This is a genomic window from Nonomuraea ferruginea, from assembly GCF_039540635.1.
Taxonomy (GTDB): domain Bacteria; phylum Actinomycetota; class Actinomycetes; order Streptosporangiales; family Streptosporangiaceae; genus Nonomuraea; species Nonomuraea ferruginea.
The window spans coordinates 98,840-121,505 of record NZ_BAABFD010000006.1 but is presented as its reverse complement, the minus strand read 5'-3'; the positions used below and the strand labels follow the sequence as shown (position 1 = coordinate 121,505).

Below are 22,666 nucleotides of genomic sequence, written 5' to 3'. Positions count from 1 at the left end.
TCGCTTACATGTTGGACCTCAACCGGCTCAAGGCCCTCCACGCCGTGCACGTCTACGGCTCCGTCGGAGCCGCCGCCGACGCGCTGATGGTCACCCCCTCGGCCGTGTCGCAGCAGATAGCCAAGCTGGAGCGGGAGACCGGCGCGCGGCTGGTCGAGCGCAACGGGCGCGGGGTGCGGCTGACGGACGCCGCCGGGCTGCTCGCCGAGCACGCGGAGCGCATCCTCGCCCTGGTCGAGACCGCCGAAGCCGACTTCGAGGCGCTGCGCGGCCAGGTCGTCGGCAGGCTCAACGTGGGCGCGTTCCCGACCGCCGCCCGCGGCCTGATGCCGCTCACCCTCGCCGAGCTCCGGCAGCGCCACCCCGACCTGTCGGTGCAACTGTACGAGCGCGAGCCTGAACGGGTGGTCCGCGAGGTCGCCAGGGGAGAGCTCGACCTGGTGGTCGTGCAGGACTGGCTCAACCGGCCGATGCCCATCCCCGACGGCCTGTCCAGGAAGACGCTGCTCGAGGACATCGCCGACGTGGCGCTCCCCGCGAACCACCCGCTGGCCGGCGAACGGGAGATCCAGCTGTCCGCGCTCTGCGGCGAGCGGTGGATCAGCTCCTCGCCCGGCACCATCTGCCACGACTGGCTGGTGTTCACGCTGCGCAGCGCCGAGCTGGAGCCGGAGATCGCCTCCATGGCCGACGAGTACCCCACCCAGCTCGCGCTGGTCGCGGCCGGGCTCGGCTGCGCGATCGTGCCGCGCCTGGGCCGCGACCCGGTGCCGGCGGGCGTCCGGCTGGTCCCCCTGCTGCCGCGCCAGACCCGCCGGATCTACGCGCTCTGGCGCAGCGACGCCGCCCGCCGCCCCGCCATCAGGGCGACGGTCGACGCTCTCGTACGGGCGGGCGAAACCGCGCAGGACGGCTGGATCAGCTGAGCGCGATGGCCACCACGCCGCCGACGATTACGCCCGCGGCCAGCAGGCGGTGGCGCAGCCCGTCCTCGGCGAGCAGCCGCCCGCCCAGCACGACCGCGATCAGCACGCTGATCTCGCGCGCCGGCGCGACCAGGCTCACCGGCGCCCTGGTGAACGCCACCAGCACCAGCAGGTAGGACACGAAGATGAGCACCGCCGCCGTCACGATCGTGCCCCGGTGCGCCCGCCAGGCCGCCGCCATCAGCGCCCGCCGCCGCCCGCGCAGCACGAACGGGGCCAGCACGATCATGCGCCCCACCTCGCCCAGGTAGTTGAGCAGGATCGGCGCCACCGCGAAGGTGCTCACCACCCGCGAGTCCCACACCGTGTAGGCGGCGATGAACACCCCGGTGGCCAGCCCGAACGCCAGCCCTTTCAGGTCCGCCCCGCCGGCGCGCCCGCTCATCAGGAACACCCCGGCGCCCACCAGGAGGATCCCGGCGATCCCCACCGGCGTCGGCCGCTCGCCCAGGAACAGCACCGCCACCAGGCTCGCCAGCATCGGCCCCGTGCCGCGCGCCACCGGGTAGACGATCGACAGGTCGCCGCTGCCGTACCCCCGCTGCAGCAGCAGGAAGTACGTCATGTGGATCGCGGTGCTGACCCCGATCACCGCCAGGTCCGCCCACCCCACCCGGGGCCGCGCCACCAGCAGGAACCCGGCGAACAGCGGGCTCCACACCACCGCGCCCGCCGCCGCCACGAGCCAGACGAACACCAGGCCGTCGACGTGCGCGGCCTTCTTGCTCAGGAGGTTCCACGACGCGTGCGCGACGGCCGCGACCAGGACGAGAACCAGAGCCAGAGGATCCAATCGGCGGCTCCTTCCGGGAGGCTCCGACTTTACTCCGGTGGCGATCACCCCTGGCGATCAGGGACCGCCGAGCGGATAAGCTGAGGCCACCATGGCTGAAACCACCGTCGTCCACCTGCTGCGCCACGGTGAGGTGCACAATCCCGGCGGCATTCTCTACGGCAGGCTGCCGGGCTACCACCTGTCCGAGACGGGCGAGCTGATGGCCAAGACCGTCGCCAAGGCGGTGTCCGGGCGCGACATCGTGGCCGTCTACAGCTCGCCGCTGGAGCGCGCCCGCGAGACCGCGGCCCCCGTCGCGGCCGCCCACGGGCTTGAGGTGATCATCGAGGAGCGGCTGCTGGAGGCCGGCAACCTGCTCGAAGGCCGGGCCGTCGGGCAGGGGCTGCAGATCCTGCGCAGCCCGCGCAACTACCGCTACTTCTGGAACCCGATGCGTCCTTCCTGGGGCGAGCCCTATCCGGTGATCGTCGCGCGCATGCGCACGGCCATCGACGACGCCAGGGAGGCGGGGCGCGGCCACGAGGTCGTCATGGTCAGCCACCAGCTGCCCATCTGGGCCGTCCGGATGGCGGCGGAGGGCCGGCGCAGGCTCTGGCACGACCCGAGACGCAGGCAGTGCGCCCTGGCCAGCCTGACCTCGTTCACGTTCGAGGGCGACCGGCTCGTCAGCGTCGGCTACAGCGAGCCTGCCGGGTCGATCGACAGGGGCCCCAGCGTGCCGGGCGCCTGACCGCGCCGGTAGAGTTGCAAGCTCTACCGCTTGTAGTACAAGGAGATCTTCCTCCCGTGCGCGCCAAGTCAATCTCCCTGGTCCTCCTCGCCGTTCTGGTGACGGGATGCGCCGGCAGTCAGAGCGGGCAACCGCAGGCGGGCGACACGCGATTCGTCGCGGGCGACGGGAAGATGCAGGTGTTCGAGGCCGCCGACCGCAAGCCCGCGCCGGCGGTCGAGGGCCCGACCCTCGACGGCGGCACGGCCTCGCTGGCCGCGCACAAGGGCAAGGTCGTCGTGATCAACTTCTGGGCGTCCTGGTGCGCGCCCTGCCGGGCCGAGGCCCCGGTGCTCAAGGAGGTCGCGGCCGAGACCAAGGCCGGCGGCGTGGAGTTCATCGGCGTCGACTTCAAGGACCGCAAGGCCGACGCGCTGGCCTTCGAACGCACCGAGGGCACCGGCTACCCGAGCATCTACGACCAGCCGGGCAAGGTCGCCCTGGCCTTCCAGGGCACGGTGCCGCCCGCCGCCATCCCGTCCACGCTCATCATCGACAAGCAGGGCCGGATCGCGGCCAGGGCGCTCGGCGCGGTCCGCTACACCGACCTGAAGAACGCGGTGCTCAAGGTGCGCGATGAGTGACGTCGTCGCCTCCGGCTCCCTGCTGCTGGCCGTGCCGATCGCGGTGCTGGCGGGGCTGGTGTCGTTCCTGTCGCCGTGCGTGCTGCCGCTGGTCCCGGGCTATCTCTCGTACGTGACGGGCATGAGCGACGATCCCAAGCGGGGGCGGCTGGTGCTCGGCACCACGCTGTTCGTGGCCGGGTTCGCGGCCGTGTTCGTGCTCAGCGGCGCCCTGTTCGGGCAGCTCGGCCAGGCCATGCTGGTCAACGCCGACCTGATCACGCGGGTGCTCGGTGTGCTGACGATCCTGCTCGGGCTGGCCTTCATGGGCGTCTTCCCGCAGTTGATGCGCGACGTGCGCATCCACCGGCTGCCCGCCGCCGGGCTCGCCGGGGCGCCGCTGCTCGGCGTGGTGTTCGGGCTCGGCTGGACGCCGTGCATCGGGCCCACCCTGGCCGTGGTGCTCACGCTCGGGCTGAACGAGGGCAGCGCCTCGCGCGGCGCGCTGCTGGCCGTCGCCTACGCGCTGGGGCTCGGGCTGCCGTTCGTCGTCGCCGCCCTGGCCTACAGCAAGGCGCTGCGCACCTTCCGCGCCATCCGCCGCCACTCCCGGCTGATCACCAGGATCGGCGGCGGCATGATGGTGGCCGTCGGGGTGGCCCTGGTCACCGGCCTGTGGGGAGAGATGATCGCGACCATGCAAGGGCTCATCGGCGGATTCAGGCCGGTGATCTGATGACGGTCTCCGACGTGGAGCGGAAGCAGGAGCCGAAGCGGGCGGGGCTGGGCCCGGCGGGCTGGCTCCGCTGGGCCTGGCGCACGCTCACCTCGATGAAGACGGCGCTGCTCCTGCTGTTCCTGTTCGCGCTGGCCAGCATCCCCGGCTCGCTGATCCCGCAGCGCGGCGTCGAGCCCGACCAGGTGGCGCGCCTCTACGACGAGAGCCCGGGCCTGGCCGTCTGGTACGACCGGTTCCAGCTCTTCGACGTCTTCAGCTCCGTCTGGTTCGCCGCCATCTACCTGCTGCTGTTCACCTCGCTGATCGGCTGCATCGTCCCGCGCACCGGCACCTACCTGCGCGAGCTGCGCCGCAAGCCGCCCGCCGCGCCGCGCAACCTGTCCCGGCTGCCGCACCACGCCGCCTTCGAGAGCGACCTGACCGTCGAGGAGTTCGCCGGGCGGCTGCGCAAGCTGCGCTTCCGGGTGGTCACCGGAGACGGCTGGGTGGCCGCCGAGAAGGGCTACCTGCGCGAGACCGGCAACCTGCTCTTCCACGTCGCGCTGCTCGGCCTGCTGGCGGCCGTCGGCATCGGCTCCGTGTTCGGCTACCGTGGCAACGTGCTCGTGGTCGAGGGCGACGGGTTCGCCAACACCGTCGCCGCCTACGACCGCTACATGCCGGGGCCGCGGGTCAACGCCGAGTCGCTGGAGCCGTTCGCGTTCGAGCTGAGCGACTTCCAGGCGACCTACCAGGTGGGCGGCGACAACTCGGGCCAGGAGCTCGACTACTCCGCCCATCTCAAGGTCAACGACGCGCCGGGCGCGCCCGTCCGCGACTACGAGCTGAAGGTCAACGAGCCGCTCGACGTCAACGGCACCCAGACCTACCTCATCGGCCACGGCTACGCCCCCGAGTTCCGGGTCACCGACGGCGAGGGGCAGGTCGCCTTCGAGGGGCCGGTGCCGTGCCTCATCGAGGACAAGCCGACGCTCACCTCCGGATGCGTGGTCAAGGCGCCCGACGCCCAGCCGTCGCAGCTCGGGTTCCTGCTGCGCTTCCTGCCGACCAGCACGCCGCTCACGGACGGCGGTCACGCCTCCTCCTTCCCCGGCGCGGTCGTCCCGGAGGTGCAGGTTCTCGGCGCGTTCAGCGGCGACCTGGGGCTGCGCTCGGGTGTGCCGCAGTCCGTGTACGAGCTCGCGCCGCCCGAGATCATGAAGAAGCTCCACCCGCTGGTGATGGGCGAGGCCGCGGGCGACCCGCTGGCCGTGGGCAAGTCGCTGGAGCTGCCCGGCGGGGCGGGCAAGCTGGAGTTCACCGGCGTCAAGGAGTGGATCACGCTCCAGATCGCCTACGACCCCGGCCGCCTCCCGGCCCTGCTGGCGGCCGCCACGGCCACCATCGCCATCGTGTTCTCGCTCATGATCCGCCGCCGCCGGGTGTGGGTGCGGGTCAAGGACGGCAAGGCCGACGTGGGTGGGCTCACCCGCACCGAGGGCTCCGCGGCGGGGTTCGCCGAGGAGTTCGACGAGATCGTCAAGGAACTAGCAGGAGACAAGGATGTCCGCTGAGACACTGGCAGAGCTGAGCGACCTGTTCGTGGTCGCCGCCGTCCTGCTCTACCTGGCAGCCATGATCGGGTTCGCCGTCGAGCTCGCGTTCGGCCGGGCGCGCGCCGAGACCCGCCGGGTACGGGGCGCCGCCCGCGTTCCGGTGGGCGTGGGCGCCGAGGCCGACACGCGGGACCCGGGAGAGGTCGCGGAGGCGTCAGGCGGAGCCGTGGCCGAGGGGCCCGAGCCGCCGGCCTGGGCGCGCAAGGCCGGCACGGTCGCGCTGGTGATCGCCTGGCTCGGCTGGGCCGCCAACCTGACCGCCATCGCCACCCGCGGCCTGGCCGTCGACCGGTGGCCGTGGGGCAACATGTACGAGTTCGTGGTGGCCATCTGCTTCGCCGCCGTGACCGCGTTCCTGGTCGCCCACCTGCGGCAGAACATCCGCTTCCTCGGCGCGTTCGTCATGGTCTCGGCCGCGCTCGGGCTCGGGCTGGCCGTGCTCAAGTTCTACACGGTGGCGGGGCCGGTGGTGCCGGCGCTCAACTCCTACTGGATCGCCATCCACGTCTCGGCCGCGATCCTGGCCAGCGGCATGTTCGTGCTGGCCGGGGCGTCGGGTGTCCTCTACCTGATCCGCGGTGACGGGCTGTCGCGGCTGCCGTCCAAGGACGACCTGGAGAAGGTCGCGCACAAGGCCATCGTGGTGGCCTTCCCGCTGTGGACGTTCGCCGTCATCGCGGGCGCGCTCTGGGCGGACAAGGCGTGGGGCCGCTACTGGGGCTGGGACCCCAAGGAGGTCTGGTCGTTCATCACCTGGATCGGCTACGCGGCCTACCTCCACGCCCGCGTCACGGCGGGCTGGCGCGGGAACAAGGCGACCATCGTCCAGCTCGTCGCCTTCGCCTGCCTGCTGTTCAACCTGTTCGGCGTGAACATCTTCATCTCCGGGCTCCACAGCTACGCCGACGTCGGCTGACGCGTACCGCGGGCAGCGGAAAGACACCCGGTGGCGGCGCCGGGTGTCACTTTTATGGTCGGAGGGGGTCGGCGGGGGGTGTGGGGGAGCCCGTCAGGCCTCGGACTCGCCGCGGAGGCGGCGCTCGAGCTCCTTCAGGAAGTCGGGGTCGTCGTCGGGGCCCTTGGGCATGACCCCGGCCTCACCGGCGACCGGACGTGCCGCGACGACGGCCTTGGGACGGCCGCGCATCATCCAGAAAACGCCGCCGACGATGGGGACCGCGGCGACGATGATCAACCACACGGCTTTGGGGGACTGCTGGACCTCTTCCTCGGGGGTCGTGATGACATCGAACAACGAGAACAGCCAGAAGGCCAGAAGAGCCAGGCCGATTAGAACACCTGCCATGCCCGAACTGTAAGCCATCTTGAGACCGATCGTGCCACCTGATGTCCCATTCAGGATGACTAAGGAAGATCTGCGTCGTACCGTGGAACCCGGTTCCCCCGGGCTGGCGAGAGGTGCGATGGCCATTTCCAGTGACAAGGGACGCCATCGGCGGGGCCGATGGTGGCGGCGCGGGTCCTACCTCTTCTCCCGGCGCACCGAGGCGCCACCCGAGGCGGAGCGCTCGTTCTGGTCCGCCCGCCGCGGCAACCGTACCCGTGAGGTCGACGCCAGGCCGCCGGGCATGGGCGACACCGCGGAGCCGGAACGGTCCCGGCACGCGGGGAAGGAGCAGCGTCCCGAGCGCTCGCGCCGTCCGGAGAAGGACCGTGACAAGGACCGGCCGCGCCGCTGGGAGGGACGCGAGCGGCTGTCCGCCGCGGTCGTCGAGGAGCCGCGCTACACCTGGCACGACTTCGAGCTCCTGGACGCCTTACCCCGGGCGCAGCCCAACCGCCCCGACGCGCCGCCGATGGGCGACGGGCTGCGCCACTGCGGCAAGCTGGAGCGGATCCTGCACCGCCAGTGGGACGCCAGGCTGGGCCCGCCGCCCCCCGAGGTGGTCCGGGCCGTGGAGAGTCTGGCGAGGCTGCCCGACCGGCTCAAGGAGAAGCTGGCCGCCGGCCTCGAAGGCATCTACGTCGGCCCCGGCGGCGTTCCCGACCTGGACGACATGGGGTATCTGCGCGGCGCGCCGCTGCCGTCGGGCCGTGCCACCTGGGACATCTGCGCGGGCGCGTACGGCGAGCGCAAGATCGTGGTGGGTGACCGGCCGTCGCCGACGCCCGACGTGATGATGCACGAGGTGGGGCACGCCATCGACGACATCGACTCGGCGTTCGGCGAGTGGGTCTCCGACTCGCCGGACTTCGCGGCGCTGTTCGAGCGGGTGGAGCCGCTGCTGGTGTCCGCGTTCCACCGTCAGGGCGGCGGGCTGGGCCGCAAGGAGTTCTTCGCCGACGCCTTCGCCGCGATCGCCGCGCGCCAGCGTCCGGCCCTGGTGGACATGCTCGGCGGCAACACGCGGCTGGCGCTCGACGTCATGCTGTTCTTCAACAGGCGCTACGGAATCTAGGTGGTAGGCCATGTACGTCATCCGGCTCGCTGACGGCACCCTGAGGGTGCCGCGGAGCCTGGCCAGCGAGGACGGGCGTCTGATCGGCAACGGCTTCGTGGAGATCGGGCCGGACGACCCCGACTACGGCCAATGGCTGCCCGAGTCGGTGACCGAGGAGGAGGCCGCCGAGCGCCGGCGTCGCTGGGTGGAGGAGAACGACGCGCTGGAGCGGGAGTTCCTGGCGTTCAAGGCGGACCAGGACGAGACCTGAGTCCGCCGGAGTGGGGAGAGTGGGCAGGAAGTCTCGCCGGGGCGGGGGCGGCTCGGCGGCCTGGCAGGCGCCAGCCACGATCGGCGGTTGGCGCCTTTCACCGTGCTCGCCGCGGGTTGGACCAGTGAGCACGCGGACCGAGGTCCCGTCTCGGTGATCCTGGCTCGCAGGATCACCGACCAGACGGCACGTCAGACGCGCGGGGACTCACCTGCCGGCCTGTCGGCCGTAAGAACGTCCTCGCCTCGGAGAAGGGCGTGCACTTCCGACTCGCGGAAACGCCGGTGCCCTCCGGGGGTGCGGATACTGCTGATGCGGCCTGCCGCAGCCCAGCGCGTAACCGTCTTTGGGTCTACCCGGAAGAGGGCGGCAACCTCTCCAGGGGTCAGCAGACGCTCGCTGCTACTCTCCACCAATCTCTCCCCCTCGCATCCCGCTTCCTGCCAGCGGGCGGACAGGTAACTAGTGTGTCGAGCGAAGCCTGATTTATCCGTGGTTTTCTACAAAGATCACGGGTTGTTATCAGCTGACTGCCCGATTGTTATATGATAGAGCCTCTTTGGGGCTCTCGTGGGTGTTTCTTTACGAAACACCCTAACTGGGAACAGTAGCAGCGCTCGCGCCCGATGCGAAGAGCGAGCGGTGCGAGGGGCCGAGTAATCTCGACACCGTGCATCCCGTTCTCGTTTACACCGCCTCGCGGATCGGCCTGTTCGTCATTGCCTTCGGCGTGTTGTGGCTGACTGGGCTGCAGCACCCCCTGCTCCTGATCGGGGGCGCGTTCCTGGTCAGCGGATTCGCCAGCTTCGTCCTGCTGTCCAAGCAGCGTGACGCGGTGAGCGCCCGCCTCAGCAACAAGCTGGACCGCCCCAAGCCGCAGGACGACTAGGGCAGAGGGAACATGCCAATCCGGGCATGGTACTCCCCACCGAGTCTCGTCGTGTCGCTACCGACAAGTAGTCCTGTGGGATGCGCGTAAAACGCCTTCACGCCGATCCCGCGCTCCCGGCCCGGATTCCAACTCAGCGCCTTTCCGGTGCGCGGATGAATGGCCCCGATGCCCTCGCGCGGCACCGCCCCCGGACCTGCGGAGTCGCGGCCCTGCGGATTGTTCAGCCAGCGCTGGTGGCCGCCCACGTACACGGCCGCGCCGGTGACCGACACCGAGTAGAGCGAGTCGCCGCCGGTGCTGTTGGTCCAGGTGGGTTCGAGGTCCTTGCCGCTCGCGTACGTCTCGAACCGGGCGGCGGTGTCGCACATGCCGCGGCGCGGGCCGCCGGTGGTCACGACCACGAAGTAGCGGCCGTCCGGTGAGACGTCCAGGCCGCGCACGTACCAGGGGAACGCCTCCATGCACGTGCCGGCGTAGACGCCGGTGCGCCACGGGGCGACCCTGGCCACGGGGCGGCTCACGTCCACGACGCCGAGCTGCGGGCGCGAGTGCCCGTCGAGGGTGGTGAAGTTGCCGTCGACCACCAGCCGGTCCTTGGTCAGAGCCAGGGCGTGCACCCTGACCTTCCTGGTGAGCGGCTCGCCGGGGACGACGCCGAAGTCCGCGTCGACCGCGCCGGTGGCGGCGTCCAGCCGGGCCAGGGCGGCACGCGGGCGGGTGAAGTCGCCGCCCGCGTAGAGGTGGGAGCCGCGCAGCGCGAGCGTGGTGACGGCGCCGCCGGACACGCGCGGCTTGAAGGACTTCACCGGCCGGCCGGTGGCCAGGTCGAGCCGGGCCAGGGCGCGGGCCGGGGTGGCGCCGACGACCGAGAAGTCGCCGCCCACGTAGACCGTGCCGTCCGGGCCGGGGGCCAGGCTGTGGACCGTTCCTCCCACGTCGGGGGAGAAGTCGGTCAGCACGCGGCCGGTCCGCAGGTCGTAGGCGAACAGGTTGTCGCGTGCGTACCTCACGGTCCTGGACGCGTCGGCCACCTCGCTGAAGGAGCCGCCGACGACGACGGTGCCGCCGACGACGGTGATGGAGTGGACGATGCCGTCGAGCACGTGAGGGGTGCTGTCGACAGGGTCGGCCGAGACCACGCCGGAATGCGCGGTGGGGGCCGCTGCGATGATCGCCGCCAGGGCGACTCGGGCAAGCATTCAGCAATTCTTAGCAGACGGTAAGTAATCTCGTGGCTACTTTCCGTCAATTGTCGGGTTGGCCATAGGCTTGACTCCATGACGCGCGCTCAACTGGACAAGAAGCCGGGGGAGGTCGCGGCGATGTTTGACCGCACCGCCCGGCGCTACGACCTGGTCAACGACGTGATCTCCCTCGGGCAGGTCAGGCTGTGGCGCAAGGCGGTGGCCCAGGCCGTCGACGCCGGTCCCGGCGAGGTCGTGCTCGACCTCGGAGCCGGCACGGGCATGTCCACCGAGTCCTTCACCGGGCTGGGCGCGCGGGCGATCGCCTCCGACTTCTCGCTCGGCATGCTCCGGGTGGGCGTACGGCGCCGCGGCGGCAACGCGCTGACCGGCGAGGGGATCCCGTTCGTCGCCGGCGACGCGATGCGGCTGCCGTTCGCCGACGACTCGTTCGACGCGGTGACGATCTCGGTCGCGCTGCGCAACGTGCACGACACCGGCCAGGCGCTGCGCGAGATGCTCAGGGTGACCAGGCCGGGAGGGCGGCTGGTGGTCATGGAGTTCTCCCACGTCACCGTGCCGGTGCTGGATCTGGTCTACCGCGAGTATCTGATGAGGATGCTGCCCAAGGTGGCCCAGGTGTTCGGCTCCAACGACGACTCCTACGAGTATCTGGCGGAGTCGATCAGAGACTGGCCCGACCAGCGGAGGCTGGCGCGTACGATTCAGGAAGCCGGCTGGGGGCGCGTCGCCTGGCGCAACCTGACCTGCGGCATCGTGGCCATTCACCGGGGCTTCAAGCCGTCCGTCCCGGAAGCGTGACGACGGACATGATCTACTGGGTCATGAAGGCCCCCCGGCTGCCACTTTGTCCTGGAAAAGGGTTAGACTGACGGGCCGGAAAGTTTGTGAAGAGGTTCACAAAGGACCACGCCCGGATAACACCCCGTTGTAGGACAGGACCAGGCCCGTGACCGTGCCAGCAGCCCGCAAGGCTGACGCCGACGTCATCGTCGTCGGCGCCGGTCCCGCCGGTTCCGCGACCGCCTTCTACCTCGCGCGGGCCGGCCTCGACGTGCTCGTGCTGGAGAAGACCCGGTTCCCCAGGGAGAAGGTCTGCGGCGACGGCCTGACCCCGCGCGCCGTCAAGCAGCTGCTCAACATGGGCGTCGACGTCGACGCCCCCGGCTGGGTCAGGAACAAGGGCCTGCGCGTGGTCGGCGGCGGCCTGCGGTTCGAGCTCGACTGGCCCCAGCTGGAGCGCTTCCCCGACTTCGGCCTCGTCCGCACCCGCCAGGACTTCGACCAGATACTCGCCGCCCACGCGGAGGCGGCCGGCGCGCGCCTGATGCAGGGCGTCACCGTCACCGGCCCGGTGCTTGACGACCGCAGCGGCCACGTCACCGGCGTGACCACCAAGGACGGCGCGACCTACCGCGCCCGCGTGGTGGTGGCCGCCGACGGCAACAGCACCCGCCTGGCCCTCGGCATGGGCCTGCACAAGCGCGAGGACCGTCCGATGGGCGTGGCGGTGCGCACCTACTTCACGAGTCCCCGCCACGACGACGACTACCTCGAGACCTGGCTGGAGCTGTGGGACGAGGAGACGCTGCTGCCCGGCTACGGCTGGGTGTTCGGCGTCGGCGACGGCACCGCCAACGTGGGGCTCGGGCTGCTCAACACCAGCTCCCACTTCGGCAACATCGACTACCGCGACCTGCTCAAGCGGTGGTGCAAGGCCATGCCCGCCGAGTGGGGCTTCACCGAGGAGAACATGACGGCCCCGATCCGCGGCGCCGCCCTCCCGATGGCCTTCAACCGGCAGCCCCACTACACCCGCGGTCTCGTCCTGGTCGGCGACTCCGGCGGGTCGATCAACCCGTTCAACGGCGAGGGCATCGCCTACGCGATGGAGACCGGCGAGATCGCCGCCGAGGTCATCGCCCGCGCGCTCGCCCCCCGCACCACCCCCGCGCAGCGCGAACGCCTGCTGCGCGACTATCCGCGCCTGCTCAAGGACGCCTACGGCGGCTACTTCACCCTGGGCAGGGTGTTCGTCGAAGCGATCGGGAGGCCGGGTGTGATGAGCTTCGGCACCAGGCATGGGCTTCCCCACCCCAGACTGATGCGCTTCGCGCTCAAACTCCTTGGTAATCTCACCGACCGGCGAGGCGATGCGTCAGACAAGATCATCAACGCACTCTCGAAAGTCGCGCCACGAGCATGATTCCCACACTCACCCGGCAAACACTTAGATCTCGCCGCGCGCCCGAGCGCGTGGCGGCGCAAGAGGAGGCGTAGCGATGGACCTTTACGTGCCCATCCTGGTGCTCGCCGTTCTCGCGGGGGGCTTCGCGATCTTCTCGGTCGCCATCGCTCCCTTCACCGGTCCCAAGCGCTGGAACCGCGCCAAGCTCGACGCGTACGAATGCGGTATCGAGCCGACGCCCCAGCCAGTCGGTGGCGGACGGTTCCCGCTGAAATACATGGTCACGGCGATGCTCTTCATCGTCTTCGACATCGAGATCATCTTTCTCTACCCGTGGGCCGTCTCGTTCGCGCCGCTCACCAACGACGCCGGCCAGGTGATCGCCTCTGGCCTGGGCGTGTTCGCGCTCGTGGAGATGCTGCTGTTCATCGTCACCGTCCTGGTCGCCTACGCGTACGTATGGCGCCGTAAGGGTCTGGAGTGGGACTGACATGGGACTCGAAGAGAAACTCCCCAGCGGGTTCATCCTCAGCACGGTCGAGCAGGCCGCCGGCTGGGCACGCAAGAACTCGGTGTGGCCGGCCACGTTCGGCCTCGCCTGCTGCGCCATCGAGCTGATGGCGACCGGCGCCTCCCACTACGACCTCGCGCGCTTCGGCATGGAGCGCGCTTCGGCGACTCCGCGGCAGGCCGACCTGATGATCGTCGCCGGCCGGGTGTCGCAGAAGATGGCGCCGGTGCTGCGGCAGATCTACGACCAGATGGCCGAGCCCAAGTGGGTCATCGCGATGGGCGTGTGCGCCTCCAGCGGCGGCATGTTCAACAACTACGCGATCGTCCAGGGCGTCGACCACGTCGTGCCCGTCGACATCTACCTGCCGGGCTGCCCGCCGCGGCCGGAGATGCTCATCGACGCGATCGTCAAGCTGCACGACAAGATCCAGAACATGAAGTTCGGCGCGCACCGCGCCCAGCAGATCGAGGACCTCGAACTGCGGGCGCTCCGTACGCTGCCGCTGATCGACCAGGGGGCGACCAAGTGACTTCGCCCGACAACCTCCCCGAGGTCCCCGACGCGAAGGTGCCCGACGAGGCACAGGCGCCTGAGCCGGTCGAGGCGCCCGTCGTCCGGCGCGGCATGTTCGGCGTCCATGACTCCGGCGACACCTCCGGCTTCGGCGGGCTGGTCGTCCGCCGCCAGCCGCGGCTGTCAACCCCGCGCCCGTACGGGGGCTACTTCGACGAGATCGTCGACGCACTCGGCATGGACGACGCCATCGAGCGCGTGGTCGTCGACCGCGGCGAGCTGACCCTGCACGTCAAGCGGGAGCGGCTGGTCGAGGTGTGCCAGAAGCTCCGCGACGACCCGGAGCTCCGCTTCGAGCTGTCGCTCGGCGTCTCCGGGGTGCACTACCCGCACCTCGATGGCGAGGAGCTGCACTCCCTCATCCACCTGTGCTCGATGACCCACAACCGCCGGGTGCGCGTCGAGACGAGCTGCCCCGACGCCGACCCGCACATCCCGTCGACCGTCGGCGTCTACCCGACCCACGACTGGCACGAGCGCGAGGCGTACGACTTCTTCGGGATCGTCTACGACGGTCACCCCGCGCTGACCCGGATCATGATGCCCGACGACTGGGACGGCCACCCGCAGCGCAAGGACTACCCGCTGGGCGGCATCCCGGTCGAGTACCGCGGCGCCACGATCCCCTCGCCGGATCACAGGAGGTCATACTCATGAGCACCGCCTACGACGAGGCGACAGAAGGCAAGGTCTACTCGGTCACCGGGGGCGACTGGGACGACGTCGTCACCGGCGTCCGCGAGGGCGACGACGAGCGCCTGGTCGTCAACATGGGCCCGCAGCACCCGTCGACCCACGGCGTGCTCCGGCTGGTCCTCACCCTCGACGGCGAGACGGTCACCGAGGCGCGCAGCGTCATCGGCTACCTCCACACCGGCATCGAGAAGAACATGGAGTACCGCACGTGGACCCAGGGGACCACGTTCGTCACTCGCATGGACTACCTGTCGCCGATCTTCAACGAGACGGCCTACTGCCTGAGCGTCGAGAAGCTGCTGGGCATCGAGGACCGGGTGCCCGACCGGGCCCAGGCGATCCGCGTGATGATGATGGAGCTCAACCGCATCTCCTCTCACCTGGTCGCGATGGGCACGTTCGGCATGGAGCTGGGCGCCACCACGCCCTTCCTGTTCGGCTACCGTGACCGCGAGATGGTCATGGACCTGTTCGAGTACATCACCGGCCTGCGCATGAACCACGCCTACGTGCGGCCCGGCGGCGTGAGCGTCGACCTGCCCGCGGGCGCGGTCGACAAGGTCGGCGAGCTCCTCAAGGAGATGCCCAAGCGGATCAAGGACATCCGCAAGCTCCTCGACGAGAACCCCGTCTACCTGCGCCGCACCCAGGACGTGGCCTACCTCGACCTGACCGGCTGCATGGCGCTCGGCATCACCGGGCCGATCCTGCGGGCCTCGGGCCTGCCGTGGGACCTGCGCAAGACGCAGCCCTACTGCGGCTACGAGAACTACGAGTTCGACGTCGCGGTCCAGAAGGGCTGCGACGTGTACTCCCGCTACCTCGTCCGCATGCAGGAGATGGAAGAGTCCCTCAAGATCATCGAGCAGGCCCTGGACCGCATCGCCGGTCCGCTCAAGGGCGACCCGGTGATGATCGAGGACAAGAAGATCGGCTGGCCGGCGCAGCTCGCGCTCGGCCCCGACGGGCTCGGCAACTCGCCCGACCACATCGCGCACATCATGGGCAGCTCGATGGAGGCCCTCATCCACCACTTCAAGCTGGTGACCGAGGGCTTCCGGGTGCCCGCCGGGCAGGCGTACGCGCCGATCGAGTCGCCCAAGGGCGAGCTCGGCGCGCTCGTCGTCAGCGACGGCGGCACCCGCCCCTACCGCGTCCACTTCCGCGAGCCGTCCTTCAACAACCTGCAGGCCATCCCCGCCATGTCGGAGGGCGGGCAGGTCGCAGACGTGATCGCCGCGGTGGCATCAATCGACCCCGTCATGGGAGGTGTGGACCGGTGAGCTACGCACCGGAAGTCCGGGAGCGTCTGGAGAAGGACGCCAAGGAGATCATCGGCCGCTACCCGAAGGCTCGTTCGGCGCTGCTGCCGCTGCTCCACCTCGTGCAGTCGGAAGACGGCTACGTCTCCGACGACGGCCACGAGTTCTGCGCGGAGATCCTCGGCGTCAGCAAGGCCGAGGTCGTCGGCGTGTCGACGTTCTACACGATGTACAAGCGCAAGCCGGCCGGCGACTACCACGTCGGCGTGTGCATCAACGCGCTCTGCGCCGTCATGGGCGGCGACGAGATCTGGGAGCAACTGACCGAGCACACCGGCATCGGCCACGACGAGACCACCCCTGACGGCAAGGTCTCGCTGGAGCGCCTGGAGTGCAACGCGGCCTGCGACTTCGCCCCGGTCATGATGGTCAACTGGGAGTTCTTCGACAACCAGACCCCCGAGTCGGCCAAGCAGCTCGTCGACGACCTGCGCGACGGCAAGGACATCCGCCCGACCCGCGGGCCGAAGCGGCTGTGCTCGTTCAAGGAGGCCTCGCGCGTGCTGGCCGGGCTGCCCGACGACCAGGCGGGCGAAGGCCCCTCGGCCGCCGGCGCCTCGCTGGAAGGCCTGAAGGTCGCCAAGGCCAACGGATGGAAGGCCCCAGAGGCATGAGTACTACCCTTACTCCGGTCCTGACCGCGAGCTGGGACAGGCCCGACTCCTTCACCATCGACGGCTACGGCCCGTACGAGGCCGCCAAGAAGGCGCTGGGCATGGACCCCGACGCCGTCATCCAGGCCGTCAAGGACTCGGGTCTGCGCGGCCGCGGCGGCGCGGGCTTCCCCACCGGCATGAAGTGGGGCTTCATCCCGCAGGGCGACGGCAAGCCCCACTATCTCGTCGTCAACGCCGACGAGTCGGAGCCGGGCACCTGCAAGGACATCCCGCTGATGATGGCCAACCCGCACTCGCTCATCGAGGGCGTCATCATCACCTCGTACGCGATCCGGGCCAACCACGCCTTCATCTACGTGCGGGGCGAGGTGCTGCACGTGATCAGGCGGCTGCACGCGGCCGTGCGCGAGGCGTACGAGAAGGGTTATCTCGGCACCGACGTCTTCGGCTCCGGCTATGACCTGGAGCTCGTCGTGCACAGCGGCGCGGGCGCCTACATCTGCGGCGAGGAGACCGCGCTGCTCGACTCGCTGGAGGGCTTCAGGGGTCAACCGCGTCTCAAGCCTCCGTTCCCGGCGGTGGCGGGGCTGTACGCCTCGCCGACTGTTGTGAACAACGTGGAGTCTGTGGCGAGTGTTCCCAGCATCATCGCCAACGGCGCCGACTGGTTCGCCTCCATGGGCACCGAGAAGTCCAAGGGCTTCGGCATCTTCTCGCTGAGCGGCCATGTCACGCGGCCCGGCCAGTTCGAGGCGCCGCTCGGCATCACGCTGCGCGAACTGCTCGACATGGCGGGCGGCATCCGCGAGGGACACCGGATCAAGTTCTGGACCCCCGGCGGCTCGTCCACGCCGATCTTCACCGACGAGCACCTCGACGTCCCGCTGGACTTCGAGGCCGTCGGCGCGAAGGGCTCCATGCTCGGCACCCGCGCCCTGCAGATCTTCGACGAGACCACCTGCGTGGTCCGCACCGTGCTGCGCTGGACGGAGTTCTACGCCCACGAGTCGTGCGGCAAGTGCACGCCGTGCCGCGAGGGCACCTACTGGCTCAAGCAGGTGCTCAAGCGCCTGGAGGCCGGCCAGGGCACCGAGGAGGACCTGTCCACGATCACCGACATCGCGGACAACATCCTCGGCCGCTCGTTCTGCGCGCTCGGCGACGGCGCGACCAGCCCGATCCACTCGTCTGTGAAGTACTTCCGCGAGGAGTACCTCAAGCACTTCGAGGTCGGCGGCTGCCCGTTCGACCCGAAGAAGTCCACTCTGTGGGGTGACCGGTGACCACGACCGCTGTAGAGACCAACCTGGTGACCTGCACGATCGACGGGTTCCAGATCAGCGTCCCCAAGGGCACGCTGATCATCCGGGCGGCCGAGCTGCTGGGCATCCAGATCCCCAGGTTCTGCGACCACCCGCTGCTCGACCCGGCGGCCAACTGCCGTCAGTGCCTGGTCGACATCCCCGACGCCGGCAACGGCCGCGGCTTCCCGAAGCCGCAGCCGTCCTGCGCGATCGAGGTCGCCCAGGGCATGGTGGTGCAGACCCAGCTCACCTCGCCGGTCGCCGAGAAGGCGCAGCGCGGGGCGATGGAGTTCCTGCTCATCAACCACCCGCTCGACTGCCCGATGTGCGACAAGGGCGGCGAGTGCCCGCTGCAGAACCAGGCCATGTCCAACGGCCAGGGCGAGTCCCGCTTCCAGGAGAAGAAGCGGACCTTCGCCAAGCCGCTGCCGCTCTCGACCCAGGTGCTGCTCGACCGCGAGCGCTGCATCCAGTGCGCGCGCTGCATCCGGTTCTCCGACCAGATCGCCGGCGACCCGTTCATCGACTTCTTCGAGCGGGGCGCCAAGGAGCAGGTCGGCGTGGCCGACGGCGAGCCGTTCCAGTCCTACTTCTCCGGCAACACGGTGCAGATCTGCCCGGTGGGCGCGCTGACCGGCGCCGCCTACCGGTTCCGGGCCCGCCCGTTCGACCTGGTGTCCACGCCGAGCGCGTGCGAACACTGCGCCTCCGGCTGCGCGCAGCGCACCGACCACCGGCGCGGCAAGGTCACCCGCCGCCTGGCGGGCAACGACCCGCAGGTCAACGAGGAGTGGAACTGCGACAAGGGCCGCTGGGCGTTCACCTACGCCACCCAGCCCGACCGGCTCCGGACGCCGCTGGTCCGCGACGAGGAGGGCGTGCTCGTGCCCACCTCGTGGCCGGAGGCGCTGAGCGTGGCCGCGCAGGGCCTGGCCGCCGCCCGCGGCAAGGCGGGCGTGCTGCTCGGCGGCCGGCTCACGGTCGAGGACGCCTACGCCTACGCCAAGTTCGCCCGCATCGCGCTCGGCAGCAACGACATCGACTTCCGTGCCCGGCCGCACTCCGCCGAGGAGGCCCGCTTCCTCGCGCACGCGGTCGCCGGCACCGGTATCGAGATCTCCTTCACCGACCTGGAGAACGCGCCCGCCGTGGTGCTCGCCGGGTTCGAGCCCGAGGAGGAGTCGCCGAGCGTCTTCCTGCGGCTGCGCAAGGCGTGGCGCAAGCGGGGGCTCCCGGTCACCTCGATCGCCCCGTTCGCCACCAAGAGCCTGGCCAAGATGGGCGGCACGCTCGTCCGCACCGCTCCCGGCGGCGAGGCCGACGCGCTCGGCGAGCTCGCCGGCACGCTGGCCGAGGGCACGATCGTGCTGGCCGGCGAGCGGCTGGCCACGGTCCCCGGCGCGCTGTCCGCCCTGGTGCGGCTGGCCGCCTCGGGGGCCAGGGTCGCCTGGATCCCGCGCCGGGCCGGTGAGCGCGGCGCCGTCGAGGCGGGCGCGCTGCCCAACCTGCTGCCGATCGGCCGGCCGGTCGAGGACGCCACCGCCAGGGCCGAGGTCGCCAGGGCGTGGGGCGTCGCCTCGCTGCCGGAGACGCCGGGCCTCGACACCTCGGGCATCCTCGCCGCCGCCCGTGACGGCGAGCTCGACGCCCTGGTCGTGGCCGGGGTCGACCCGTACGACCTGCCGGACCCGGCGCTGGCGCTGGAGGCGCTGGAGCGGATGCCGTTCATCGTCAGCCTGGAGATCCGCGCGAGCGCGGTCACCGACCGGGCGGACGTGGTGCTGCCGGTCGCCGCCGTCCAGGAGAAGGCCGGCACGTTCGTCAACTGGGAAGGCAGGGGTCGCTCGTTCGAGGCGCCGATCAAGGTGCCCGGCATGCAGAGCGACCTGGCCGTGATCGGCAACCTCGCCGACCGGATGGACGTCCACCTGGGGCTGCCCGACGCGCAGGCCGCCCGCCGCGAGCTGACGTCGATCGGCGCCTGGCGCGGCGACCGCGTCGCCGCCCCGTCCGTCGCCACCCGCGCCCTGCCCGCGCCCGCCGCGGGCCAGGCCCTGCTGGCGACCTGGCACCTGCTGCTCGACGACGGCCGTCTGCAGGACGGCGAGCCGTACCTCGCGGGCACCGCCCGCGCGGCCGAGGCGCTGGTCTCGGCGAGCACGGCGGCGGAGATCGGCGTCGCCGACGGTGACAAGGTCGTCGTCGGCGGGGCCGGCCCCACCGCCGTCACGCTGCCCGTCCGCATCGCCGACCTGCCGGACCGCGTGGTCTGGGTGCCGTCGAACTCGGGCGGCTGCTCGGTCACCCGCGATCTGGGCGCGGTGGCCGGCGACATCGTCACGATCGGGAGCGCCTCATGACCTACGTTCTCGCGGCCGATCCGACCCTTGCCGACTTCGGCAAGGACCCGCTCTGGATCACCATCATCAAGGCCGTGATGCTCTTCGCCTTCATCATGGTCGGCATCCTGCTCGGCGTCTGGTTCGAGCGGAAGCTGATCTCCAGGATGCAGCACCGCTACGGCCCGAACCGCGCGGGCAAGTTCGGCATCCTGCAGTCCGTCGCCGACGGCCTGAAGATGGGGCTCAAGGAGGACCTGACCCCGCGGACGGTGGACAAGGCGCTCTACCTGATGGCCCCGATCATCATGGTGGTGCCGGCCTTCCTGGCCTTCTCCGTCATGCCGTTCGGGCCGATGGTCAACCTGTTCGGCGTGCAGACGCCGCTGCAGCTGCTCGACCTGCCGGTGGCGGTGCTGTTCGTGCTCGCCATGGGCGCCGTGTCGGTCTACGGCGTGGTGCTCGCCGGATGGTCCTCGCGCTCGCCGTACGCGCTGCTCGGCGGTCTGCGCTCGGCGGCCCAGGTGGTCTCGTACGAGATCGCGATGGGCCTGTCGTTCGTGGCCATCTTCCTGTTCGCCGGCACGCTGTCCACCTCGGAGATCGTCGCGGCGCAGCAGCAGACCTGGTTCGCGGTGCTGCTCATCCCGTCGTTCCTGATCTACGTGGTCACCATGTTCGGCGAGGCGGCCCGCATCCCGTTCGACCTGCCCGAGAGTGAGGGTGAGCTGGTCGGCGGCTTCCAGACGGAGTACTCCTCGTCGCTGAAGTTCGCGCTGATCATGATGGGCGAGTACGTCCACACCTTCACCGCCTCCGGCATCGCCGTGACGCTGTTCCTCGGCGGCTGGCGGGCGCCGTTCCCCATCTCGCTGTGGGAGGGCGCCAACGTCGGCTGGTTGCCGGTGCTGTGGTTCATCATCAAGTTCATCCTGGTGTTCTGCTTCATCGTGTGGGTGCGGGCCTCGCTGCCGCGCATCCGCTACGACCAGCTGATGTCGCTCGGCTGGAAGGTGCTGATCCCGGTCAACCTGGCGTGGATCCTGCTCGTCGCCGCCGTGCGCAACGTGATCTTCGTGAACAACGGCACCTTCGACGGCGACATCTACCTCTCCGCGGGGATGGGCGTGATCATCGTGATCGGCGCGCTGGCGATCTGGATGCGGTTCGACACCGTCAACCAACGGCGCAAGGAAGCCAAGAAGGCGGAGGTCGAGGCCGAGTTCGAGGAACTGTCCAAGGAGCCGGCAGCCGGTGGCTTCCCTGTGCCGCCGCTTGATCTGCCGCACTACCACGGGGCGCAGCACAAGGAGATTCCCAGTGGGACTAACTGATTGGCTGAACCCCGTCAAGGGCTTCGGGGTCACCTTCCACACGATGTTCAAGAAGCCCGTCACGACCAACTACCCGGAGGTCAAGAAGCCGACGGCTCCTCGCTTCCACGGTCGCCACCAGCTCAACCGCTGGCCCGACGGCCTGGAGAAGTGCGTGGGGTGCGAGCTGTGCGCCTGGGCGTGTCCGGCCGACGCGATCTACGTCGAAGGCGCGGACAACACCGAGGACGAGCGCTACTCTCCGGGCGAGCGTTACGGGCGCACGTACCAGATCAACTACCTGCGGTGCATCCTCTGCGGGCTGTGCATCGAGGCGTGCCCGACCCGGGCGCTCACGATGACGAACGAGTACGAACTCGCCGACGGCAGCCGTGAGGCACTGATCTTCACCAAGGAGATGCTCCTGGCCCCGCTCACGCAGGGCATGGAGCAGCCGCCGCACCCGATGCGCCTGGGCGAGACGGAAGAGGACTACTACCGGCTGGGACGGACCAATGGGTGAGACCATCACTTTCTGGGTGCTCGCCGTCGTGTCCGTCGGCGCGGCTCTCGGCGTGGTCTTCAACCGGAAGGCCGTCTACTCGGCGCTGATGCTCGGCACCGTGATGCTCTGCCTGGCGGTCCTGTACGCGGTGCAGGAAGCGCCGTTCCTGGCCGCGGTGCAGATCATCGTCTACACCGGCGCCGTCATGATGCTGTTCCTGTTCACGCTCATGCTGGTCGGGGTCGACACCTCCGACTCGCTGGTCGAGACACTGCGGGGACAGCGGTTCTGGGCGATCATCGCCGGGATCGGCTTCGCCGGGCTGATCGTGCTGGCCCTCGGCAACGCGGTCTTCAGCTCGCAGGCGGGGCTCGCCGCCGCCACCGCGCAGGGCGGATACATCCGCTCGATCGCGCTGCTGCTGTTCACCAAGTACGTGTTCGCGTTCGAGGTCACCTCGGCGCTGCTCATCACCGCCGCGCTCGCCGCGATGGTGCTGGCGCACCGCGAGCGGGTCGCCAAGAAGGCCACGCAGAAGGACCTGTCCAAGGCGCGCTTCCTCGGCGACCGGCCGACGCCGCTGCCGGGGCCCGGCACGTACGCCAGGAACAACGCGGTCGACATGCCGGCGCTGCTGCCCGACGGCTCGGTCTCCGAGGAGTCGGTCAACCCGTACATCGCCCGCTACGACGTCGAGCAGGACCGGCTGCCTAAGGACCCGAAGTTCGCCGAGGCCATCCGGCAACGGGCCGAGGAGGAGTCCGAGTGACCACGAATTACCTCATCCTGTCGGGCCTGCTGTTCTCGATCGGCGCGGTCGGCGTGCTGATCCGGCGCAACGCGATCGTGGTGTTCATGTGCATTGAGCTCATGCTCAACGCCTGCAACCTCGCCTTCGTCACGTTCGCCAGGCAGGTCGGCAACCTGGAAGGCCAGATCGTCGCGTTCTTCGTGATGGTGGTGGCCGCGGCCGAGGTCGTGGTCGGCCTGGCCATCATCGTGACGATCTTCCGAACCCGCAGGTCCGCGTCCGTCGACGACGCGAACCTGCTGAAGTACTAAGAGGTGACTGGTGGA

The 22,666-nt window shown here is 70.0% G+C and carries 26 protein-coding genes; 22 read left to right on the top strand and 4 right to left on the bottom strand.

The window, feature by feature from the left end:
- The first annotated feature begins 8 nt into the window (after nucleotides 1-8).
- Complete coding sequence (locus ABD999_RS13485; RefSeq protein WP_148036357.1) at nucleotides 9-926, top strand: LysR family transcriptional regulator; 918 nt, start codon at nucleotides 9-11, stop codon at nucleotides 924-926.
- Here ABD999_RS13485 and ABD999_RS13480 read toward each other — a convergent pair.
- Nucleotides 919-1,779: a DMT family transporter gene (locus tag ABD999_RS13480; protein ID WP_219544843.1), complete on the bottom strand. Its 861-nt coding sequence runs from the start codon at nucleotides 1,777-1,779 to the stop codon at nucleotides 919-921. The genes ABD999_RS13485 and ABD999_RS13480 overlap by 8 nt on opposite strands.
- A gap of 91 nt (nucleotides 1,780-1,870) precedes the next feature.
- Between ABD999_RS13480 and ABD999_RS13475 the strand changes: the two genes are divergently transcribed.
- The 5 genes from ABD999_RS13475 to ccsA are packed head-to-tail and all read left to right on the top strand — an operon-like array spanning nucleotide 1,871 to nucleotide 6,364.
- On the top strand, nucleotides 1,871-2,512 hold the full coding sequence (locus ABD999_RS13475) for a histidine phosphatase family protein (protein WP_219544844.1): 642 nt from the start codon (nucleotides 1,871-1,873) through the stop codon (nucleotides 2,510-2,512).
- A 56-nt stretch (nucleotides 2,513-2,568) separates the two neighbouring features.
- Nucleotides 2,569-3,135 (top strand): TlpA family protein disulfide reductase, encoded by a 567-nt coding sequence (locus ABD999_RS13470; RefSeq protein WP_219544845.1) that lies wholly within the window; start codon nucleotides 2,569-2,571, stop codon nucleotides 3,133-3,135.
- The gene (locus ABD999_RS13465) at nucleotides 3,128-3,850 is read left to right on the top strand and encodes a cytochrome c biogenesis CcdA family protein (RefSeq protein WP_271274787.1); all 723 of its coding nucleotides are present in this window, start codon (nucleotides 3,128-3,130) and stop codon (nucleotides 3,848-3,850) included. The genes ABD999_RS13470 and ABD999_RS13465 overlap by 8 nt, the downstream gene beginning before the upstream one ends.
- Nucleotides 3,850-5,406 carry a cytochrome c biogenesis protein ResB gene (resB, locus tag ABD999_RS13460; RefSeq protein WP_271274788.1) on the top strand — a complete coding sequence of 519 codons (1,557 nt, stop codon included), beginning with the start codon at nucleotides 3,850-3,852 and terminating at the stop codon, nucleotides 5,404-5,406. Before ABD999_RS13465 ends, resB begins: the two co-directional genes overlap by 1 nt.
- Nucleotides 5,396-6,364, top strand: coding sequence for a cytochrome c biogenesis protein CcsA (gene ccsA, locus ABD999_RS13455; RefSeq protein WP_271274789.1), 969 nt, complete (start codon nucleotides 5,396-5,398; stop codon nucleotides 6,362-6,364). Before resB ends, ccsA begins: the two co-directional genes overlap by 11 nt.
- Before the next feature lie 93 nt (nucleotides 6,365-6,457).
- On the opposite strand, the gene ABD999_RS13450 is transcribed toward ccsA, so the two are convergent.
- Entirely contained in the window at nucleotides 6,458-6,754 is a 297-nt protein-coding gene (locus tag ABD999_RS13450; protein ID WP_148036364.1) for a PLD nuclease N-terminal domain-containing protein, read from the bottom strand.
- Between the two features lie 118 nt (nucleotides 6,755-6,872).
- On the opposite strand from ABD999_RS13450, the gene ABD999_RS13445 reads away from it, so the two are divergent.
- Together ABD999_RS13445 and ABD999_RS13440 are read left to right on the top strand one after the other, a co-directional pair.
- Nucleotides 6,873-7,868, top strand: a complete 996-nt coding sequence (locus ABD999_RS13445; protein ID WP_271274790.1) for a hypothetical protein — start codon at nucleotides 6,873-6,875, stop codon at nucleotides 7,866-7,868.
- Nucleotides 7,869-7,878: 10 nt separating this feature from the next.
- A complete protein-coding gene (locus ABD999_RS13440) occupies nucleotides 7,879-8,121 on the top strand; it encodes a hypothetical protein (RefSeq protein WP_148036366.1) in 243 nt (80 codons plus the stop codon).
- A gap of 191 nt (nucleotides 8,122-8,312) precedes the next feature.
- On the opposite strand, the gene ABD999_RS13435 is transcribed toward ABD999_RS13440, so the two are convergent.
- Nucleotides 8,313-8,534: a BldC family transcriptional regulator gene (locus ABD999_RS13435; RefSeq protein WP_026214226.1), complete on the bottom strand. Its 222-nt coding sequence runs from the start codon at nucleotides 8,532-8,534 to the stop codon at nucleotides 8,313-8,315.
- Between the two features lie 257 nt (nucleotides 8,535-8,791).
- On the opposite strand from ABD999_RS13435, the gene ABD999_RS13430 reads away from it, so the two are divergent.
- The gene (locus ABD999_RS13430) at nucleotides 8,792-9,010 is read left to right on the top strand and encodes a DUF4229 domain-containing protein (RefSeq protein ID WP_148036367.1); all 219 of its coding nucleotides are present in this window, start codon (nucleotides 8,792-8,794) and stop codon (nucleotides 9,008-9,010) included.
- Here ABD999_RS13430 and ABD999_RS13425 read toward each other — a convergent pair.
- Nucleotides 9,007-10,212 (bottom strand): hypothetical protein, encoded by a 1,206-nt coding sequence (locus tag ABD999_RS13425; protein WP_271274791.1) that lies wholly within the window; start codon nucleotides 10,210-10,212, stop codon nucleotides 9,007-9,009. The two genes, ABD999_RS13430 and ABD999_RS13425, sit on opposite strands and share 4 nt — an antisense overlap.
- Nucleotides 10,213-10,290: 78 nt before the next feature.
- Between ABD999_RS13425 and ABD999_RS13420 the strand changes: the two genes are divergently transcribed.
- The 13 genes from ABD999_RS13420 (at nucleotide 10,291) to nuoK (ending at nucleotide 22,651) form a co-directional block, all read left to right on the top strand.
- Complete coding sequence (locus tag ABD999_RS13420) at nucleotides 10,291-11,019, top strand: demethylmenaquinone methyltransferase (RefSeq protein ID WP_219544848.1); 729 nt, start codon at nucleotides 10,291-10,293, stop codon at nucleotides 11,017-11,019.
- Between the two features lie 148 nt (nucleotides 11,020-11,167).
- Entirely contained in the window at nucleotides 11,168-12,424 is a 1,257-nt protein-coding gene (locus ABD999_RS13415; protein WP_148036369.1) for a geranylgeranyl reductase family protein, read from the top strand.
- 76 nt (nucleotides 12,425-12,500) lie between these two features.
- Nucleotides 12,501-12,896, top strand: a complete 396-nt coding sequence (locus ABD999_RS13410; protein ID WP_148036370.1) for an NADH-quinone oxidoreductase subunit A — start codon at nucleotides 12,501-12,503, stop codon at nucleotides 12,894-12,896.
- Between the two features lies 1 nt (nucleotide 12,897).
- Complete coding sequence (locus ABD999_RS13405) at nucleotides 12,898-13,449, top strand: NuoB/complex I 20 kDa subunit family protein (RefSeq protein WP_148036371.1); 552 nt, start codon at nucleotides 12,898-12,900, stop codon at nucleotides 13,447-13,449.
- On the top strand, nucleotides 13,446-14,150 hold the full coding sequence (locus ABD999_RS13400) for an NADH-quinone oxidoreductase subunit C (protein ID WP_378525358.1): 705 nt from the start codon (nucleotides 13,446-13,448) through the stop codon (nucleotides 14,148-14,150). The genes ABD999_RS13405 and ABD999_RS13400 overlap by 4 nt, the downstream gene beginning before the upstream one ends.
- A complete protein-coding gene (locus ABD999_RS13395; RefSeq protein WP_219544851.1) occupies nucleotides 14,147-15,472 on the top strand; it encodes an NADH-quinone oxidoreductase subunit D in 1,326 nt (441 codons plus the stop codon). Before ABD999_RS13400 ends, ABD999_RS13395 begins: the two co-directional genes overlap by 4 nt.
- On the top strand, nucleotides 15,469-16,125 hold the full coding sequence (gene nuoE / locus ABD999_RS13390; protein ID WP_148036374.1) for an NADH-quinone oxidoreductase subunit NuoE: 657 nt from the start codon (nucleotides 15,469-15,471) through the stop codon (nucleotides 16,123-16,125). Before ABD999_RS13395 ends, nuoE begins: the two co-directional genes overlap by 4 nt.
- Nucleotides 16,122-17,411, top strand: coding sequence for an NADH-quinone oxidoreductase subunit NuoF (gene nuoF / locus ABD999_RS13385; RefSeq protein WP_148036375.1), 1,290 nt, complete (start codon nucleotides 16,122-16,124; stop codon nucleotides 17,409-17,411). Before nuoE ends, nuoF begins: the two co-directional genes overlap by 4 nt.
- On the top strand, nucleotides 17,408-19,792 hold the full coding sequence (locus ABD999_RS13380) for an NADH-quinone oxidoreductase subunit G (protein WP_148036376.1): 2,385 nt from the start codon (nucleotides 17,408-17,410) through the stop codon (nucleotides 19,790-19,792). Before nuoF ends, ABD999_RS13380 begins: the two co-directional genes overlap by 4 nt.
- Nucleotides 19,789-21,105 (top strand): NADH-quinone oxidoreductase subunit NuoH, encoded by a 1,317-nt coding sequence (nuoH, locus tag ABD999_RS13375; protein WP_271274792.1) that lies wholly within the window; start codon nucleotides 19,789-19,791, stop codon nucleotides 21,103-21,105. Before ABD999_RS13380 ends, nuoH begins: the two co-directional genes overlap by 4 nt.
- On the top strand, nucleotides 21,092-21,607 hold the full coding sequence (nuoI, locus tag ABD999_RS13370) for an NADH-quinone oxidoreductase subunit NuoI (RefSeq protein ID WP_148036378.1): 516 nt from the start codon (nucleotides 21,092-21,094) through the stop codon (nucleotides 21,605-21,607). Before nuoH ends, nuoI begins: the two co-directional genes overlap by 14 nt.
- Nucleotides 21,600-22,358 (top strand): NADH-quinone oxidoreductase subunit J, encoded by a 759-nt coding sequence (locus ABD999_RS13365; RefSeq protein WP_148036379.1) that lies wholly within the window; start codon nucleotides 21,600-21,602, stop codon nucleotides 22,356-22,358. Before nuoI ends, ABD999_RS13365 begins: the two co-directional genes overlap by 8 nt.
- The gene (nuoK, locus tag ABD999_RS13360; RefSeq protein WP_148036380.1) at nucleotides 22,355-22,651 is read left to right on the top strand and encodes an NADH-quinone oxidoreductase subunit NuoK; all 297 of its coding nucleotides are present in this window, start codon (nucleotides 22,355-22,357) and stop codon (nucleotides 22,649-22,651) included. Before ABD999_RS13365 ends, nuoK begins: the two co-directional genes overlap by 4 nt.
- Nucleotides 22,652-22,666 lie beyond the last annotated feature (15 nt).

What these genes read in the sequence shown, in the direction of transcription:
- ABD999_RS13485 (WP_148036357.1), top strand. Translation starts at nt 9, where the DNA reads ATGTTGGACCTCAACCGGCTCAAGGCCCTCCACGCCGTGCACGTCTAC.
- ABD999_RS13475 (WP_219544844.1), top strand. Translation starts at nt 1,871, where the DNA reads ATGGCTGAAACCACCGTCGTCCACCTGCTGCGCCACGGTGAGGTGCAC.
- ABD999_RS13465 (WP_271274787.1), top strand. Translation starts at nt 3,128, where the DNA reads ATGAGTGACGTCGTCGCCTCCGGCTCCCTGCTGCTGGCCGTGCCGATC.
- resB (WP_271274788.1), top strand. Translation starts at nt 3,850, where the DNA reads ATGACGGTCTCCGACGTGGAGCGGAAGCAGGAGCCGAAGCGGGCGGGG.
- ccsA (WP_271274789.1), top strand. Translation starts at nt 5,396, where the DNA reads ATGTCCGCTGAGACACTGGCAGAGCTGAGCGACCTGTTCGTGGTCGCC.
- ABD999_RS13450 (WP_148036364.1), bottom strand. Translation starts at nt 6,754, where the DNA reads ATGGCAGGTGTTCTAATCGGCCTGGCTCTTCTGGCCTTCTGGCTGTTC.
- ABD999_RS13445 (WP_271274790.1), top strand. Translation starts at nt 6,873, where the DNA reads ATGGCCATTTCCAGTGACAAGGGACGCCATCGGCGGGGCCGATGGTGG.
- ABD999_RS13440 (WP_148036366.1), top strand. Translation starts at nt 7,879, where the DNA reads ATGTACGTCATCCGGCTCGCTGACGGCACCCTGAGGGTGCCGCGGAGC.
- ABD999_RS13425 (WP_271274791.1), bottom strand. Translation starts at nt 10,212, where the DNA reads ATGCTTGCCCGAGTCGCCCTGGCGGCGATCATCGCAGCGGCCCCCACC.
- ABD999_RS13420 (WP_219544848.1), top strand. Translation starts at nt 10,291, where the DNA reads ATGACGCGCGCTCAACTGGACAAGAAGCCGGGGGAGGTCGCGGCGATG.
- ABD999_RS13410 (WP_148036370.1), top strand. Translation starts at nt 12,501, where the DNA reads ATGGACCTTTACGTGCCCATCCTGGTGCTCGCCGTTCTCGCGGGGGGC.
- ABD999_RS13405 (WP_148036371.1), top strand. Translation starts at nt 12,898, where the DNA reads ATGGGACTCGAAGAGAAACTCCCCAGCGGGTTCATCCTCAGCACGGTC.
- ABD999_RS13395 (WP_219544851.1), top strand. Translation starts at nt 14,147, where the DNA reads ATGAGCACCGCCTACGACGAGGCGACAGAAGGCAAGGTCTACTCGGTC.
- nuoF (WP_148036375.1), top strand. Translation starts at nt 16,122, where the DNA reads ATGAGTACTACCCTTACTCCGGTCCTGACCGCGAGCTGGGACAGGCCC.
- nuoH (WP_271274792.1), top strand. Translation starts at nt 19,789, where the DNA reads ATGACCTACGTTCTCGCGGCCGATCCGACCCTTGCCGACTTCGGCAAG.
- ABD999_RS13365 (WP_148036379.1), top strand. Translation starts at nt 21,600, where the DNA reads ATGGGTGAGACCATCACTTTCTGGGTGCTCGCCGTCGTGTCCGTCGGC.